Origin of the sequence: Paraburkholderia sp. NPDC080076, assembly GCF_050281145.1 — a bacterium.
GTDB lineage: Bacteria > Pseudomonadota > Gammaproteobacteria > Burkholderiales > Burkholderiaceae > Paraburkholderia.
Genome location: NZ_JBNNWQ010000001.1, coordinates 436,039 through 452,364, shown reverse-complemented (window position 1 = coordinate 452,364; position 16,326 = coordinate 436,039). Strand labels below are relative to the sequence as shown.

16 protein-coding genes are annotated in these 16,326 nt (G+C 62.5%); 5 read left to right on the top strand and 11 right to left on the bottom strand.

Annotated features, from left to right (window positions below):
• Positions 1-22: 22 nt before the first annotated feature.
• Together ACQKRQ_RS02045 and ACQKRQ_RS02040 are read right to left on the bottom strand one after the other, a co-directional pair.
• On the bottom strand, positions 23-1,192 hold the full coding sequence (locus tag ACQKRQ_RS02045) for an extracellular solute-binding protein (protein ID WP_427474843.1): 1,170 nt from the start codon (positions 1,190-1,192) through the stop codon (positions 23-25).
• Between the two features lie 239 nt (positions 1,193-1,431).
• On the bottom strand, positions 1,432-2,370 hold the full coding sequence (locus tag ACQKRQ_RS02040) for an SMP-30/gluconolactonase/LRE family protein (RefSeq protein ID WP_427476045.1): 939 nt from the start codon (positions 2,368-2,370) through the stop codon (positions 1,432-1,434).
• Between the two features lie 711 nt (positions 2,371-3,081).
• Between ACQKRQ_RS02040 and ACQKRQ_RS02035 the strand changes: the two genes are divergently transcribed.
• The gene (locus ACQKRQ_RS02035; protein WP_408175226.1) at positions 3,082-3,786 is read left to right on the top strand and encodes a helix-turn-helix transcriptional regulator; all 705 of its coding nucleotides are present in this window, start codon (positions 3,082-3,084) and stop codon (positions 3,784-3,786) included.
• Here the strand turns inward: ACQKRQ_RS02035 and ACQKRQ_RS02030 are convergent.
• Positions 3,770-4,087: an XRE family transcriptional regulator gene (locus tag ACQKRQ_RS02030; RefSeq protein ID WP_132378267.1), complete on the bottom strand. Its 318-nt coding sequence runs from the start codon at positions 4,085-4,087 to the stop codon at positions 3,770-3,772. The genes ACQKRQ_RS02035 and ACQKRQ_RS02030 overlap by 17 nt on opposite strands.
• Positions 4,088-4,241: 154 nt before the next feature.
• Between ACQKRQ_RS02030 and ACQKRQ_RS02025 the strand changes: the two genes are divergently transcribed.
• Positions 4,242-4,835 (top strand): acyl-homoserine-lactone synthase, encoded by a 594-nt coding sequence (locus ACQKRQ_RS02025; protein WP_408175228.1) that lies wholly within the window; start codon positions 4,242-4,244, stop codon positions 4,833-4,835.
• Positions 4,836-4,958: 123 nt separating this feature from the next.
• On the opposite strand, the gene ACQKRQ_RS02020 is transcribed toward ACQKRQ_RS02025, so the two are convergent.
• On the bottom strand, positions 4,959-5,648 hold the full coding sequence (locus ACQKRQ_RS02020; RefSeq protein WP_408311881.1) for a FadR/GntR family transcriptional regulator: 690 nt from the start codon (positions 5,646-5,648) through the stop codon (positions 4,959-4,961).
• 291 nt (positions 5,649-5,939) lie between these two features.
• On the opposite strand from ACQKRQ_RS02020, the gene ACQKRQ_RS02015 reads away from it, so the two are divergent.
• From ACQKRQ_RS02015 to ACQKRQ_RS02005, 3 genes are all read left to right on the top strand, one after another.
• A complete protein-coding gene (locus ACQKRQ_RS02015) occupies positions 5,940-6,407 on the top strand; it encodes a universal stress protein (protein ID WP_427474842.1) in 468 nt (155 codons plus the stop codon).
• A gap of 249 nt (positions 6,408-6,656) precedes the next feature.
• Positions 6,657-7,460: a helix-turn-helix domain-containing protein gene (locus tag ACQKRQ_RS02010; RefSeq protein WP_408175382.1), complete on the top strand. Its 804-nt coding sequence runs from the start codon at positions 6,657-6,659 to the stop codon at positions 7,458-7,460.
• A 130-nt stretch (positions 7,461-7,590) separates the two neighbouring features.
• On the top strand, positions 7,591-8,901 hold the full coding sequence (locus ACQKRQ_RS02005; protein WP_427474841.1) for an SUMF1/EgtB/PvdO family nonheme iron enzyme: 1,311 nt from the start codon (positions 7,591-7,593) through the stop codon (positions 8,899-8,901).
• A gap of 96 nt (positions 8,902-8,997) precedes the next feature.
• Here ACQKRQ_RS02005 and ACQKRQ_RS02000 read toward each other — a convergent pair whose 3' ends face one another.
• From ACQKRQ_RS02000 to ACQKRQ_RS01970, 7 genes are all read right to left on the bottom strand, one after another.
• Positions 8,998-9,360, bottom strand: a complete 363-nt coding sequence (locus ACQKRQ_RS02000; RefSeq protein ID WP_132378279.1) for a DUF4387 domain-containing protein — start codon at positions 9,358-9,360, stop codon at positions 8,998-9,000.
• A 4-nt stretch (positions 9,361-9,364) separates the two neighbouring features.
• A complete protein-coding gene (locus tag ACQKRQ_RS01995) occupies positions 9,365-10,723 on the bottom strand; it encodes an acyclic terpene utilization AtuA family protein (protein WP_408291607.1) in 1,359 nt (452 codons plus the stop codon).
• A 69-nt stretch (positions 10,724-10,792) separates the two neighbouring features.
• Positions 10,793-11,608: an N-acyl homoserine lactonase family protein gene (locus ACQKRQ_RS01990; protein WP_132378283.1), complete on the bottom strand. Its 816-nt coding sequence runs from the start codon at positions 11,606-11,608 to the stop codon at positions 10,793-10,795.
• Positions 11,609-12,994 carry an MFS transporter gene (locus tag ACQKRQ_RS01985; protein ID WP_427474840.1) on the bottom strand — a complete coding sequence of 462 codons (1,386 nt, stop codon included), beginning with the start codon at positions 12,992-12,994 and terminating at the stop codon, positions 11,609-11,611.
• A 68-nt stretch (positions 12,995-13,062) separates the two neighbouring features.
• The gene (locus tag ACQKRQ_RS01980; protein ID WP_342960625.1) at positions 13,063-14,064 is read right to left on the bottom strand and encodes a LysR family transcriptional regulator; all 1,002 of its coding nucleotides are present in this window, start codon (positions 14,062-14,064) and stop codon (positions 13,063-13,065) included.
• Complete coding sequence (locus ACQKRQ_RS01975; protein ID WP_427474839.1) at positions 14,057-14,881, bottom strand: HpcH/HpaI aldolase/citrate lyase family protein; 825 nt, start codon at positions 14,879-14,881, stop codon at positions 14,057-14,059. The genes ACQKRQ_RS01980 and ACQKRQ_RS01975 overlap by 8 nt, the downstream gene beginning before the upstream one ends.
• A 30-nt stretch (positions 14,882-14,911) precedes the next feature.
• On the bottom strand, positions 14,912-16,102 hold the full coding sequence (locus ACQKRQ_RS01970; protein WP_427474838.1) for a CaiB/BaiF CoA transferase family protein: 1,191 nt from the start codon (positions 16,100-16,102) through the stop codon (positions 14,912-14,914).
• Positions 16,103-16,326: the final 224 nt, after the last annotated feature.

The following is a 16,326-nucleotide window of genomic DNA, read 5'->3' as shown; positions in this document are numbered from 1 at the left end:
CATGCACGGCCAGACGAGGAGACTATTTGGTCTTCTGCGCGCCGACCTCGGTGTCCCATTTCTTGAAAGCCGCGACCATCGCCGCGGCGTTCAGCGGCAAGACGTGCGGACGCTCGGCCAACAGCTTCGCATACTCCGGCCGGCCGTATTTCTTCAGCACGTCCTGGCTGTGCGCGGGCGCCTGCTCGACGCTCACGCCCTTGATCGCCGGACCGGGGTAGAAGTAACCGTCGTCATAGGTCATGGCCTGCTGCGCCGGTTCGAGCATGAAGTTCATCAGCTTGTAGAGCACGTCGAGCTTTTCCTTCGGCACGCCTTTCGGAATCACCATGTAGTGCGCGTCGTTCACCCACGTCATGTTGTCGAACGCCTGCACGCGGAATTCCGCCGGCACGATACCGAGCGCGCGCGGATTGATGTCCCAGCCCGTCACGGTCACGGTCATATCGCGGGTGCCTTCGCCAAGCTCCTTCATCACCGCCGACGTGCCGCCCGGATAGTAAGGAATGCAATCGTTCAGTTGCTTGAGAAAGGCCCACGTCTTGTCCCAACCGTGAATCGGATCCTGCGGATCCTTGTCGCCGAGTATGTAGGGCAAGCCCATCAGGAACGTGCGGCCCGGACCGGAATTCGCCGGGCGTGCGTAGATCAGCTTGTCCGGATGCGCCTTGCACCATTGCAGCAATTGCTCGGGCGTCTTCGGCGGGTCGCTGACTTTGGCGGGGTTGTATTCGAGCAGCGGGCCGGCCGGCATATACGCGACTTCGAGCCCGTAGCCTTGGGCGAGATCCTGCATCTTGCGCGGACCCGGCGCGTACTTATCGAGCACGCCAGGGAACGCCGCCGCGTTCTCGGGCAGCAGCTTCATCCAGAGACTCTGTTCGATGCCGGCGGCAAGCGCGTCGGTGCCGGTCAGCACGAGATCGATATCGGAGCGGCCCGCGGCCTGCATCGCCTTGATCTTGCCGGGCAACTGCGGCGCCGGCGCGTTCGTGAAGGTGAGATTGGCGACGAGGTTCGGGTACTTCCCCTTGAAGGCCTCGAAGCCCTTTTGCGTGAGTTGAAGGTCGCCGGCCACGTCGACGATATTGAGTGTGACCGGATCGGCCGCATGCGCGGCGGATGCGAAAGCGGCGCTCGCCGCGAGACATACGGACACCAGCCTGAGCGCCAACCTGTGTGAAACAGTCATTGCGTCTCCTCGCTTCTTGGTATGGAAATCCGCCGGTCGAATGCGCTGCGGGCGGTGTCTTTCTACCAATGGAACATAGCGAAGCGGAACAGCTGATGTCAAGCAAATACTCGTGGCGGCTCCGGGCTCATGAAGGCCGCCATTTTCGCGGTGAATCCTTGCCGCTCAACGGCTTGCGCGCTGCATCCAAGGGCAAACCCGGAGCCACTCATGACCTCTGATGACGACTTGTCTGGCAACTAGCCGCCTTGCACGCCCTGCGTATTCACGTAGAGCGAATAGAGGCCGTGGCTTGCCGCCATGAAGAGCCGGTTGCGATGCCGTCCGCCAAAGCATACGTTCGCACAGCGCTCCGGCAATGCTATGTGGCCGAGCGGTTCGCCTTGCGGCGTGAAGACGCGCACGCCGTCGAGTTCGTCGGTGCCCATGCCCCAGCCGCACCACAGATTGCCGTGGACATCGACGCGAAAGCCGTCCGGCGTGCCCGGGCCGGCGTCGATCAGCACGCGGTTGTTCGACAGCGCGCCGCCGTCGCCGTCGACATCGAACGCACGGATCTTGCGCGGCTCACCGCGCGATTCGACGATGTACAGCACCGACTCGTCCGGAGAAAACGCCAGACCGTTGGGGCCTAGCACGTCATCGGCGACGACGGTGACTTCGCCGGATTGGCCGTCGACGCGGTACACGCACGCCGTCAGTTCCGACTCCTGCCGCTCGCCCTCATAGAATCCGTCGATGCCGAAGGTCGGATCGCTGAACCAGATCGAGCCGTCCGATTTCACGACCACGTCGTTCGGCGAATTGAAGCGCTTGCCGCGGTAGCGGTCGGCGAGCACGGTGATCGATCCGTCGTATTCGGTGCGCGTGACGCGCCTCGTCAAATGCTCGCAGCTGACGAGACGGCCCTGACGGTCGCGCGTATGGCCGTTGGCATTGTTCGACGACTGGCGAAACGTCGACACCGCGCCGCTCGGTTCGTCCCAGCGCAGAATGCGGTCGTTCGGAATGTCGCTCCACAGCAGATAGCGGCCGTCGCCGAACCAGACCGGGCCCTCGGACCAGCGCGCGCCCTGATACAGACACTCGACGGACGCGGAAGCCAGGATCAGTGCTTTGAAGCGCGGATCGAACACGCGGATGGAGGGATCGGGATAGCGTCGGTTGTTGTCGGTCATACTGGTGGCTTCGAGCTCAAGGTTCAGTGGCATGGGTTGACTTGCGCGAATTCGTGCTCCAACGCGAGCAGCGCCCACGCGGCGTGCTCGATCTTCGCATGATGCTCCGGCGGCGTCGCGAATCGGGGATTCGTTCACGTGGCCTCACACCGGGAGCGGGACAGAATGGAGCGCTCAAGGTAGCACCGGGCTCCGAATGTTGTCAAACAACTTGGCGGCAACCCCGGCTTCGCGAATTCTTCGCGCGGATCGCGAACCTCGCAAACTACGCGGTGTTGCTTTTGTATGACAATAGAGCGTGGACGGTGACGTTTATATCGCGGGAACCGTGCAGCTCGCAAACATTCAATATCGGCAATCAGTGCGATTTTGACTGAAATTTTGGCGGCGGCCGCTAATTAGAATGCTTTCACAATAATGTTGCCAACGAATGGCATCAAAACGGCTACTACGGGAAAATTACCCACATTAACCATCGGTGAATGTTAACTCGGTCAAAAAATCGGATACAAAGAGCGATTCATTCGCATTCTCGCTAAACCATCACCGTCGCCATTTTGTTAGAAATCACTTCTAGCTTTGCGAAATAAATTTTGGTGATAGATTGTGAAGATAAAAAACCAACGGACGGAATGCCGTACCGCAATTTACCGCAACGGGATGTTTGCGAGCCTGAGAGAGTAAAAATTGTCGCTACATTTTATCGAGCAGATGGCACCGCTACTGGACGCCGCCGACGAAGCGGAATGGTTCGGTGCAATCGCGGGCCTCGCCGAGACGTGGGGCTTCGACAGGCTTTTGATCGCCATGCTGCCGCGCCCGACCATTCGCCTCGAAGACGCTTATGTGCGTAGCACGTACTCCCCCACCTGGCGCCGTACTTATGACGAGCAGGGACTGGTTCACATCGATCCGACCGTCGCGCATTGCGCGACGCGCGCCACGCCGCTGATCTGGTCGCCGGATATTTTCACTACCGCACCGCAGCTTTCCATGTACGAGGAAGCCCGCGCGCATGGGTTGCGCGCCGGCGTGACATTGCCGATTCATGGACCGAACCAGGAAGCCGGCATGATGTGCTTCGTCAATGACAACAATCCCAACGACGAATTCTGGCGCCATATCAACGTGGCATTGCCGAATCTGGTGTTATTGCGCGATCTTGTAATCGATACCAGCCAGCGGCATTTGAATACGCACGCTCAGACCTTATTGCCCAAGCTCACGCCGCGTGAACGCGAATGCCTGAAATGGACCGCACGCGGCAAATCCACCTGGGAAATCTCCCACATCCTGAACTGTTCGGAAGCCGTGGTGAACTTCCACATGAAGAACATCAGGACGAAATTCGGTGTGAATTCGCGGCGCGCGGCGGCCGTGATTGCAGCCCAGCTCGGGCTTATTGACCCGGGTTGAGAAAGGCCGCGGCGTCGCGGCTGTAGAGCACGCGCTCGGCGCGGCCCAGGTCGGCGTCGGACACGGTTTTGGTGAAGTACAGACCGAGCAGGATCGACACCGGTGCCGGAATTTCAGCACCCGACTCGAACCGGCTGCCGCGCGACTGCGTGACGCCGAAGCGGGCCCAGAAACGGCGTTGGCTCTCTTTTTTCTTCTTGCGGTAAGCAATGATCAGAACGCGGTCCACCGCCGTGGAAGGCTCCGCCGGGCGGGTTTGAAGACCGGTTTGCGGTTGCCAATGATTTTCGAGGAGTTCCATTTTTTCGGTCCTGTCGGTTGAGTGCAGTGCTTGTCTCGAATTTTGCGTTACCCGATAAGCATGCGCACCTATCCAGGTAGGTAGGTGGCAGAAACATTCAAAATGCATAAGTTTTCTTGCGTATTGGGTACCCCAACACGTTCAGGAGAACGTCATGCAAACAGCAATCCGGATTGGAATGCGTCAGGAATTCGACAACGCGGACATTAACGAGATGTACCGCCTGCGGGCGCGGGTGTTTCACGGCCGGCTCGGGTGGGATATCCCTACCATCGCGGGCATGGAGATCGACGGCTACGACGCGCTCGGGCCGCATTACATGCTGATCCAGGCGGACGACGGGCAAGTGCGCGGCTGTTGGCGCCTGATGCCGACCGAGGGCCCCAACATGCTGAAGGACACCTTCCCGCAGTTGCTGCACGGCGCGGCGGCGCCGGTTGGGCGGCACATCTGGGAATTGAGCCGGTTCGCGATCGAAACTGGCGGCGAGGAGCAATCGTTTGGCTTTGCGGACCTGACCATGCAGGCGATCCACGAACTCGTGACGTTCGCCGACCAGATGGGCATCACGCGGTATGTCACGGTGACCACCACGCCGATCGAGCGGCTGCTGCGCAAGACCGGGATCGAGATCAGCCGGCTCGGGTCGCCATTGCAGATCGGCGTGGAGCGGGCGGTGGCGCTGGATATCGCCGTGAGTCCCAAGACTCGTACCGCGCTGTTCGGACCGATGGCCGCCGCTGCTTAGCTGCTTTACTCCGCTGCCGCGAGAGCGGCAGGTTCTACGCCCTGTCGCACCGTGCGGGAACTACCACGGCACGGTGGCCCGATGGCGCTGCGGCCTCGCCGCGCGACGACAGCGCGCGGACACTCAGGAGCCGAACATCCGCTCGAGCGCGTTCTCGAGATGCGCTCGCATGGCGCGTGCAGCGCCCGGCGCGTCCTTGCGCCGGATTGCCTCGAGCACGGCCATATGCTCCGCCTGCACGAGCCGCTGCCGCGCCACCGTCTTCACCAGCGAAAGATTGCGCGACAGGTTCATGCTGAAGAGGATTTGCTCCTCGATAAACGACATGACCGTGATGAAAAACGGATTCTTCGACGCGCGCGCCACCGCCAGGTGAAACATGAAGTCGTCTTTCGCGCCGATACCCTGCGTCTCGATGATCCGCTCCAGCTGATCCCAGGCGTGCTGGATGGCGGCGATGTCGTCGGCGTCGGCTTTGAGCGCCGCCTGCTCCGCCGCGCCCGCTTCTGTCACGATGCGAAATTCGTAGCAGCGGCGGATGTCGGACAGCGTTTCGAGCGGCGCGAAGCGGCGCACGTCCGGATCCGGACGCCGCGCGACCGTCGTGCCCGATCCGTGCCGCGTCATGATGATGCCGTCCGCCCGCAAGCGCGCCAGCGCTTCGCGCACCGTCGGCCTGGAGGTCGCGAAACGCTCCGCCAGCGCATGCTCGGTCGGCAAGCGCTCACCTTCCTTGTACTCGCCCTCGACAATGCGGTTGAGAATGTCGCCGTAGATCTTGTCGGGCAAGCCCGTCGTTTTGCGCTCGTTCATCAGCGGACTGAAGCAGCTTGTCTGAGTAGGCTGTAATTGTAAGGCAAACCCGGCCTTATCCTGGCCGCCGATATGCATTGCAAATTGGAGCGAAGTCCCGCCGACGCTTGCTGACCGGCGCTTGCCGAACAGGACCGCCTCGTCGCAAAATTTGACAAGAGTTTGATTTACATCCAGGTCGAATGCATGTTTTTCAGCGATCATTTAAGCTCGCATCAGCAATGAATCTTCATTGCGCCCAGCCGGTTGGAAACAGCTGCGGCATCCGGATCCCTCAGACGCGGAGTCGATATGTACACACGCATTCTTGTAGCGGTCGACGGCAGCAACACCTCCCGCCGTGCATTCGAAGCAGCGCTCGCGCTCGCCAAATCCAGCGGCGCGGTCTTGCAGCCGTTCTATGTCGTCGAAAACACGCCGATGTATTTCGAAGCGCCCGGTTACGACCCATCCGTCTTGCGTAACCGGCTCGTCGAAGAGGGCAAGGAACTCGGCGCCGAGTTTGCCAAGGCCATGACCGAGCAAGGCGTGAAGGGCGAGCTCGTGGTGGGCGAGGCATCCACGATCGACGATGTTTCGGTGGTCGTGCTCAAGGCCGCGGCCGACTTCAACGCCGATCTGCTGGTCATGGGCACACACGGACGGCGCGGTTTTCAGCGGCTGATTCTTGGCAGTGTCGCCGAGCGCTGCGTACGGCAAGCGACTTTGCCCGTGCTGTTGATCCCATCCGCCTCGGGCAAGTCCGCCGACGCGAATTGATGAACGCGGCGCGAGTGAGCAACGCGCGCTTTACATCGGCGGCAGGTCTTCCAGGTTGCCGATCTCCTTTCTGCCAAAGTGTGAGCAGGGTCTGCCTGCTCGCACTCCCTAGCAGTCCATACACAAATTCACCGACGCCGGTGTGACGCTGCTCAACGTGCCTGACTGCCTGAACGCGTCATTTTGCCGCGAAGCGGGCAACGCGGCCGATGGGACAATCTGTCATTATCTGACCACCGGCTGCTGAACATGCTCACTCCTATCGCTGTTACGCACTCCGCCGGCACTGCCGATTCCGTGGCCTCTGCCGCAAGTTCATCGCCGGCGCGCGGCAGCCGTCGTGCGGCACCGCCGCGGGCAAACGCGCGCTCCGCCGCGCGCTGTTCGAGCTGCGCAATGCGGCAGCTCTGCATGCCCCAAGGTTTGTCGCCCGACGAACTGATGAAACTCGAAACGCTCATCTGTTCCGCGCGCTCCGTTCAGCGCGGTGAAGCGCTGTATCGCAGCGGCGACCGCTTCGACAGTATTTACGCCGTGCGCTCCGGTTCGATGAAAACCGTCATGGCGCACCGTGACGGTCGCGAACAGGTCACGGGTTTGCGGCTCGCCGGCGAGGCGCTCGGCCTCGACGGCATCAGCGACGACGTGCATGCCTGCAGCGCGCTCGCCCTCGAAGACAGCACGGTTTGCATCGTCCCCTACACCGCGCTCAAGTCACTGTGCCGCGAAATCAGTTCGATGCAGGAGCGCATGCACAAACTGCTGGGCGAGCAGATCGTCCGCGAGGCCGCGCAGATGATGGTGCTTGGGTCGCTCTCGGCGGACGAACGGGTCGCGGCATTCCTGCTCGACGTCTCCGAGCGCAACGCGCGGCGAGGTTATTCGTCGGCGGAATTCAATCTGCGCATGACGCGCGAGGACATGGGCAGCTACCTCGGCATGACGCTCGAAACCGTGAGCCGCACCCTGTCAAGATTTCAAAAGCGCGGCCTGATCGACACGCACGGCAAGCACATCCGGATCGTCGATCTGGACGGCCTGCGGCAAGTCTAGGCCACTGACGGGAGCCCGGCCCACGCCGCCGCGCCCCCGCCCACTTCCTTTTTTACGCGCTTTCGTCTTGGCATGGCTCCTGCGAGCAGGTACAGTCTTTAGTCCCTCCCCCGCAAGGAGACCCGGCGAAATGAATCGCGACCCCGCCCCGCATCACCCGCTCGTCCAGCGGCTGATCGAAGCGCGTCAAGTGACTGACGCACTGTTTTCCATCGTCAAGCCCGAGTTTCTGTATGAACGGCCGATCCGTGAACGCCACCGGATCGTGTTTTACATCGGCCATCTGGAAGCTTTCGATCGTAATCTTTTCGATCAACGCCTGTGCGATCTGCCGGCTTTCGATCCGCACCTCGACCAGCTTTTTGCCTTCGGCATCGATCCCGTCGACGGTGGTTTTCCGACCGATCAACCCAGTGACTGGCCGTCGCTCGACGTCGTTCGCGGCTACGGCTCGCGTGCCCGCGAGCAGATCGACCGCGAGCTCGACGCGCTGACGCACACCGCCCAACTAGGCCGCAACGGTGCGCAAGCCGATGCCTCCGAGCAGTTGCTGAACGTCGCGATTGAGCATCGGTTGATGCATGCCGAAACGCTGGCGTACATGCTTCACCAGTTGCCGCTTGAGCAGAAGGTCACCGAATTGCGCGAGCCTGTCGTGACGCGTGCGGAACCGCGCGACGCGTTGTCGTCGATGGTCAGCGTACCGGCCGGCACAGCCGTGCTCGGCATGCCGCGCGACGGCGGGCGCTTCGGCTGGGACAACGAGTTCGGCGAACTGCATGTCGATGTGCCGGCCTTCGAAATCGATCGCCATATGGTGACGAACGGTGCATTCCGCGAGTTCATCGAGGCAGGCGGCTATCGCGAAGCGAAGTGGTGGTCGGAGAAGGATTGGGCGTGGAAGGAAGCCGAGCATATCGAGCATCCCGCGTGCTGGTCGCGGCACGATGCAGGCGGCGAAGATGGCGCATGGACGTTGCGCACCATGTTCGACGAAGTCCCGCTGCCGCTCGACTGGCCCGTGTACGTGAGCCACGCCGAAGCCAGCGCCTACGCGCGCTGGGCAGGCAAAGTATTACCCACCGAGGCGCAGTGGCAACGTGCGGCACACGGCGCGCCGCACGCCGCGTCGGGTAATTTCGATTTTCGCAGCTGGGATCCGAAACCGGTCGACGTGCATCCGGATAACGTCAGCGCGTTCGGCGTGGAAGGACAATTCGGCAATGGCTGGGAGTGGACTTCGACGGTATTCGACGCGCTGCCCGGCTTCGAAGCCTTTCCGTTTTATCTCGGCTATTCAGCCAACTTTTTTGACGGCCAGCACTACGTGATCAAAGGCGGCTCGGCACGCACCGCGCAGTGCATGCTGCGGCCGGCTTTTCGCAATTGGTTTCAGCCGCATTATCAGTATGTGTATGCAGGGTTTCGGTGTGTGAGGTGACGACGAATAAAGCATAAGTTCGATGCGCTTGTGATTCACCTCGCTGAGTGACACCGAGGCGGTCTTCCCACGCGCGCGCCGCGTGCGCAAAGAGTGTCAGTCCGCCTGCGCTGCCGGTGGAATGCGCACCCCGATCAACGGTTCATGCTGTTGAGCACCATACACGTCGCGATCGCCGGGCGCGCCGGATGTGGGTCCGGTGCGGGGAATGGTGATCTTGATCGCGTTGGCGGCATCGAATGAAACGATGCTGACATCTCCCGCGTCCACCTGATAGAGCGCGCTCACCAACTCAGGCGTCAGCACGTCGCTGTCGCGCACGCGGCGATATACGGCGGCATCTGGAAAGATCATGTCGAAGGTCAGGTACAGCGGGCCAGCGTTCTTGCTGCGCATCACTTCGGCGAGGTCGTAAACGGTGTCGCCGCGGGAAGGATCGAATACGTCGGTCAGATTCATCGCATCACCCGATCTGGGTCGTGGTTACGGGAAAGAGCGCGGCCGGGTCGGCAACCTGCATCACGTGATAAATCGTAAATTCGTACACGGGTCCGCCAACCAGATCCGATGGTGAAAACGGAAAGGCAAGGTTGCCGGCGGTCGCCTTGCGCCCCTTGAAATAGCCATGCAGGAACGAACTGCGCGCGAGCGAAAGCGCCATGTTCGCGAGTTCCTGCGTGGGTGCAATCGCCTCGATCACCATGCCGATTTCATGAGCGAGACGCGGCTCGCGCTGATCGACGCGTACGCCATTGCGGCCGTAGTAGATGAAGTTGAGCTCGTACTCGCCCGGCTTCATGTCGAGCGCGGTCAGACGCGCAACGTCGTCGCGCACCCGCGCTTCGACCTGATCGACCGCCGCGAGCAGGCGTGGATCGGTCATGCCCGCGATGGTGATCGTCCGGTAGCCGCGCAGCTTCACGCCTTCGAGCTTGATGCTCGGTGGCATCTCGACCAGCTTGCTGCCGGTCACCCGCACGCGGCGGTCGTCGAGCTTTTCGATGTGCGTATGTTCGAGATCGACCAAACCTTCCGGCTCGTAAAAATGGTGCGGATCGGGCTGTTCGTACATCATGTGCGCGGCAACGGAAACAGGCGTCACGCCCCGCTCCGGGTTCATCGGCTCCAGTTCGAAGTGATCGCGGCGCAGCGTGCCGAGCAGGCAGTCGTTCGCGGCGAGCGGCACGGCGCATTGCGCGCCGCATTCGAGCAGCTTCGCCATATGAAACGCGAGGCCCATGTCGAAACCGCGCCAGGCGGCAAGACTCGCGTAAATCGCGGTATCGCACGCTCGACCGGCGATGACCACGTCGGCGCCCGCCTCGAACGCGTTGACGAACGGATCGGTGCCCATCTGCGCGACGATGCGTGTGGCGTCGTCCACGGCCTGTTCGGTCAGTTCGGGCAGCACGCCCATCGATTTCACGCGGCCTTCGCGAATCGCCTGCTTGATGACGTTCTTGTCGATCTCCGCCGGAATCGTCGCCAGCTTGTAGCGCAAGCCGTCGCGTCGCGTGACTTCGTCGAGTACGTCGAGAAACTCTTCCATATGCGGCTTGCCGCCCGCCGTGCCCGCCGTGCCGATCACATAGGGCACGCCAGCGTCGCGCGCCGCTTTCAGCGACAACCCCAGATCGCGGCGCAGCTGCTCGCGCTTGATGAGCGACTTGCCGCTCCCGAGATAGTACGGTCCCGGATCGGACGAGCCGTTGTCGGCGCCGATCACGTGCGGCTTGCGGGCGATGCCGTTACGCAGCGATGCTTCGGGAAAGCCATAGCCGAGATTGCCGGCCACGGCCATGATGCGCAGTTCGTCTTCCATAGTCGTTCTCTTGATGAGCGTTCGCGTGTTCAGGCGGCTTTATCGGGCGCTATCAGGCGTTATCGGTCGTTACCGGGCGATCTCGTTCGGCGCCACGTCGAGTCGCGCGACAATCCCTTCCAGTTCGCGCGTCGGCGCCGGATAGCGTTCAAGCACCTGCGGGTCGTGGCCAGGAATCACGTGCTGCTTCGAATCGGCGAGTCGATAGACGGTGTCGTACGCTTCGAGCATCGTGCAAACATCGCAAGCGTTCGAAAATGGCCGGCGATTTTCGATGTTGTCGTAGAAGTGCGAAGCATCGGACGCGACCACGACCCAACCGCGAGCGGTCTTCACGCGCACGACCTGCAAACCCGGCGTATGGCCGCCGACCGGTTGCAACTGGATACCCGGCGCGAGATCGACTGGACCGTCGTGCATCACCACGCGTTGCGCGAAATTCATCTTCACCATCGCGGCGACGTCGTCGGGCTCGTAGTGGTGCGCAAAATGCCGGTATTTCATGTGACGCCCCGTGGCGAAATGCATCTCCGTTTCCTGAAGATGGAAACGCGCCGCCGGCAGCAGCGTGAAATTGCCGACATGGTCGTAGTGCAAATGCGTGATGACCACGTCGCTGACCGCATCGGGATCGACGCCGACGAGTCGGAGCGAATCGATCGGACAGCGCAGCACGCCACGCCCGCGCTTCGCGGCAACCTCGGCGTTGAAGCCGGTGTCGATCAGCACGGCGCGCTCACTGTTTCTCGCGACCCACACGTAGTAGTCGAGCGGCATCGCGCTCTGGTGATCGTCGTCGCCGCCAATGAAGTTGTCGCAGCGCCAGCCGTCCCGCCGTGCGTACTTGATCGCGAATAGTTCGTACGTATCCGATGCGTTGCTCATTTACATGCCTCCGATGTTGATGGGTTTTTCCACGCCGATGACGGTCTCCGGCGCGGTACTCGCCTGCACCTCCTCGAGCGTGCGCTTCCTTGTTTCGATGCCGAATATAGAGAGAATGACCACCAGCAGCGCGAACAGCGCGGCAATGAAGGTCACGACGCCGAGCAGTCCGGCCAGCGCATAGACGCTCGCCACCACGTACGGCACGCCGACGTTTACCGCACGTCCCGCCGCATTCGCGAGCCCCACGCCGCGCAGTCTCAGCCGTGTCGGGAAAAGCTCCGTGACGTAGCACGCAACACCCAGCGCGGACGTCACGTAGATGCATGTCGTCACACCGAAGCCGACCAGCGCGATCGTCGCCGCGTGAGTGACATACGGGTACGCCATGCCGATCGCGGCGCCCAATGCCGAAAAGATCATGAGTCCCCACTTGCGGCCGATCCTGTCCGCGATCGCCATGCTGATCAACGAACCCGCGGGACCGCCCGCGAACATGGCCGACGTGATCAGCAGCGAGTGCGAAATATCGAAGCCCTGCTTGACGAGGAAGGTCGGCACCCACGCGACGAACGCGTACATCGCCGTGAACGAAATGCAGACCACCGCGATGCCGACCAGCGTGCGCGACATCTGTCGCGCCGCGAACAGATCGCGCAGCCGTCCCGGTTCTTCCTCCTGCGGCGCATTCGGAATCGGCGCATCGCGACGCACGCTCTGCGCCTCGATCCGCTCGACCACTTCGCGAGCCTCCTGATGCCGCCCGACCGCCGCGAGCCAACGCGGCGATTCCGGCATCGACTTGCGCAGATACCAGATCACGAGCGCGCCGATGCCCGGTATCGCGAACATCCAGCGCCAGCCGAAGTGCGGAATGATCAGGAACGCGCATGCGGACGAGACCAGCACCGACGAGTTCGTAATCAGATTCAGCAACGACGAGAAGCGGCCCCGCGCATGCGCCGGTGTGAATTCGTTCAGCGTGCTGTAGCCGACGACGATTTCCGCGCCCAGCCCGATACCCATGATGAAACGCAGCACGATCAGCCACGTCATCGAAGGCGCGAGCGCCGCGGCAATCGACGTCACGCCGAAGATGAGCAGATTGAACTGGTAAGAGAAGCGCCGCCCGAAGCGATCGCCGATCACGCCCGCGCCCCACGCGCCGAGTGTGAGTCCCGCAAAGCTCATCGAAATGAACAGCGCGTTCATATGCATGTCCGACAGGCCCTGTTGCACCAGCGCGCCGAGCACGCTGCCCGCGAGGAAATTGTCGAATGCATCGAAGAACATGCCGCCGCCGATCAGGCCCAGCAGACGCCAGTGAAACGGTCCGGTCTCGAGCGCGTCGAGCCGTTGTGCCACGTTTGCTCCATAAGCCGGCATGGTCTGTCTCCTATGTTGTCGGTCGCTGCGAGCGCCTTTGAAACTGCCTTTCCCGCACTCTCCCGCGTTCAGGCGAACGCCATCTGCGCGGCGTAGAACATTGCTTCGATCAACGGCTCCTCGCGCCGCCGCGCGAGGCTGATGAACGACAGCGGAATCTCGATCGGCACTTCGCGCGAGATCGCCGCTCCGTACTTCTGCGCTTCGTCGATTGCGACGGACTCGCGCGCGAGCGAGAGCCCGACGCCCGCACGCACCAGTTCGATCATCGACGCTTCGAGATCGACCTCCGCCACCACCTGCGGCTTCGCGCCGACCGAGTCGAATGCGCTCGTGAGCAGCCGGTTATGCATCGACGACGACGGCGTCCAGATCCACGGCAGTTCGGCAAGTCCGGCCCAGCCGAGTCCGTTGATGCGCTCCTGCCAGCCTTTCGGCGCAATGACGCAATAAGTGATAGGCATCAGCGCCACTGCGTGCAGTTCGACGCCGTCGCTTTCAGCCGGCGTGCCGAGGTAGAAGCCGACGTCGAGCGCGCCGTTGGCGAGCCGTTCGATCACGTGCCCCGTCATCGAATGACGTAGACGGGTGCGCACTTCCGGATAGCGATTCGCCATGTATTGCAGGATCGCGCCCAGACGAATCGTCTGTGGATTGAGAATCGTGCCGATCGACACGGTGCCCGACAGGATGCTGACGAGGTTGTCCGCGGCCACTTCGAAGCTGCCGATCGATTCGAGAATCTGCTCGGCGTACGGCAGCAGCTTGAGGCCGTCAGGGGTGAGCGCCAGGCCGCGCGGCGAGCGCACCAGCAGACGCAGCTTCAACTGGTCCTGCAGGCTCTTCAGTTGCAGGCTGACGGCAGGCTGCGTCAGATTGAGCAGCTTCGCCGCCTTGGTCAGACTGCCTTCGTGCGCCACCGTGACGAACGCGCGGATATGCTGCAGATCGTTGATGCTCCGGCTCGACGGCTTACCGGGAAATAGCTTCGAGAGGTTCATCGGCAGGCCAACAATAGGCCGCAAATGCGGCACGGTCAGCGCGCCTGAGTTCAGTGCCTGCTCACGCATGGCCGGCCGCCTCCAGAATGCGGCGCGCTTGCGCGAGCACCGGCGCATCGACGAGCTTGCCGTCGACCGCCACCGCTGCGCCGCTCTGAGCGACTTCGCAGACCCGCGTCGCCCATTGCACCTCGCGCGGCGCCGGACCGAGCCCGGCGGTGACCGGCGCGATCTGCTTCGGATGCACGCACAGCTTGGCCCCGAAACCGAAGGCGCGAGCGCGGTGCACTTCAGCGTCGAGCGCGGTGGAATCGTCGAGATTCGTGCAGACGCCGTCCACGGCCGGCAGCAATCCTGCCAGGCGCGTAAACAGCAGGATCTGCGAGCGATAGTAATGCAATGGCTCACCAATTTCATTCGCGCCAAGGTCGAGCGCCAGATCGACGGTGCCGAGCATGAGGCGGGCGACGTTGGGCGCACGCGCCAGTTCGGCGAGACGGTCGAAGCCCGCGGCGGTTTCCATCAGCAGATGCAGCGCCCAGCGCGGCTCCATCGATGCGATGCGGGCGATCTCGTCCGCGTGCTCCGCTTTCGGAATCACGATGCCGTCGAGGTCAAGCCCGGCGCACGCGGCCAGATCGGCGTCGTACCACGGCGTACCGTGGCTATTGATGCGGACCAGCAACTGCACCTTCAACGCACGCGCGGTGTCCGCCAACGCCGGCAACGTGTTCGCGAGCGAGGTCCGCGCGTCGTCCTTGCGCGCGGGCTCGACCGCGTCTTCGAGATCGACGATCACGGCGCCGGCGCCCGCGCGCGCGGCTTTGTCGAAGCGCTCGGAACGCGTTGCGGGTGCGAACAGATAGGTGCGAAGGAAGCGGGACATGAGAGCCGTCGGTAATGGTGAGTTCGATCGCTAGATCACGCCGGCCGCGCGCAACGCGGCAAGGTCCGAGCCGGTGCAACCGAGCAACTCGCCGAATACGTCCTCGTTATGGCTGCCGAGCGCCGTTCCGAGCCATTCGATGTCGCCGGGCGTTTCCGATAAACGCGGAATCACATTCGGCACCGCCACGTCGCCTGCCCGCGACGGCATCGTCCGGATATTGCCGCGCGCCTGATATTGCGGATCGTCGAAAATGTCGGCGACGCTATATAGGAGGCTCGCCGGCACCGAGCCCTCGTCGCACAAACGCAGCACTTCGTCGTGCTCGCGCGCGCCGACCCATTCCTGCACAGTTGCATTGACTTCATCGATCGCGGCGATCCGCGCCGACGCGCGGCCCCAGCGGTCGTCGTCCGCGAGTTCAGGTTGCTGAAGCACGTGCGCGAAGCGGCGGAAAATCTTGTCGTTGGTGCATGCAATTGCCACCCAGCGCTCGTTGCGTGTGCGGTAATGCGCATGCGGCGCGACGTTCACCGCGTTCGCGCCCATCCGCTCGCGCACCTTGCCGAACATCTGGTACGCAGGGACCATCTCGTCGAGAACACGGAACATCGGCTCGTAGAGCGCAAGATCGACACATTGACCGCGACCGGTGCGCTCGCGTGCCTGCAACGCGATCAACGCGCCCACCGCCGCGTACATGCCCGAGCCGTAGTCGGCGAGCGACGTCGAGCCGGGCGTGACTGGAATCCGGCCCGGCTCGCCGGCCAGATAGGCGAGCCCCGAAAACGCATGCGCGACCCGTGCGAACCCTGGTTTGCCGCGACTCGGCCCATCCTGTCCGTAGGCGGAGATCCGCACGAGAATCGTGCGCGGATTGCGCTTGTGCAGCGATTCGAAGTCGAGGCCCCACTTCTCGATCACGCCCGGCCGGAAATTCTCCACGACGATGTCGCAACTCGCCGCCAGATCGCGAAGCATCTGCTGGCCGCGCTGGTCGGCAAGATTGAGCGTCACGCACTTCTTGTTGCGGCTCTCGGTGAGCCACATCAGCGTGTCGCCGCAATCCGTTCCGGTGCCGAACCGGCGCAGCGAATCGCCGGTTTCAGGCGGCTCAACCTTGATCACTTCCGCGCCGAACTCGGCAAGGATCGTCGCACAGAACGGCCCGGCCACGAAGGTTCCCAGATCGAGCACTCGCAAGCCTTCCAGCGCTTTCATGCGGATTCCCGTTGCAGTTGTCGTGAGTGAATGCTCGGCGCGGCGACCGTCAGCGTCCATTGAAATGTGCAAAAGGGATGTATAAGCAGCGCTTAATAATGCGTCGCGTCATAACCGCGAGAACCGGGGAGTCGGCTCGTGGTAAAGGCGTTGGGAGGCTTTGGCCATGGTGGCTGCGCTGCAAAGCAACAACTCGTTCCAGGGCATGCATCGGTTTGCGGTTC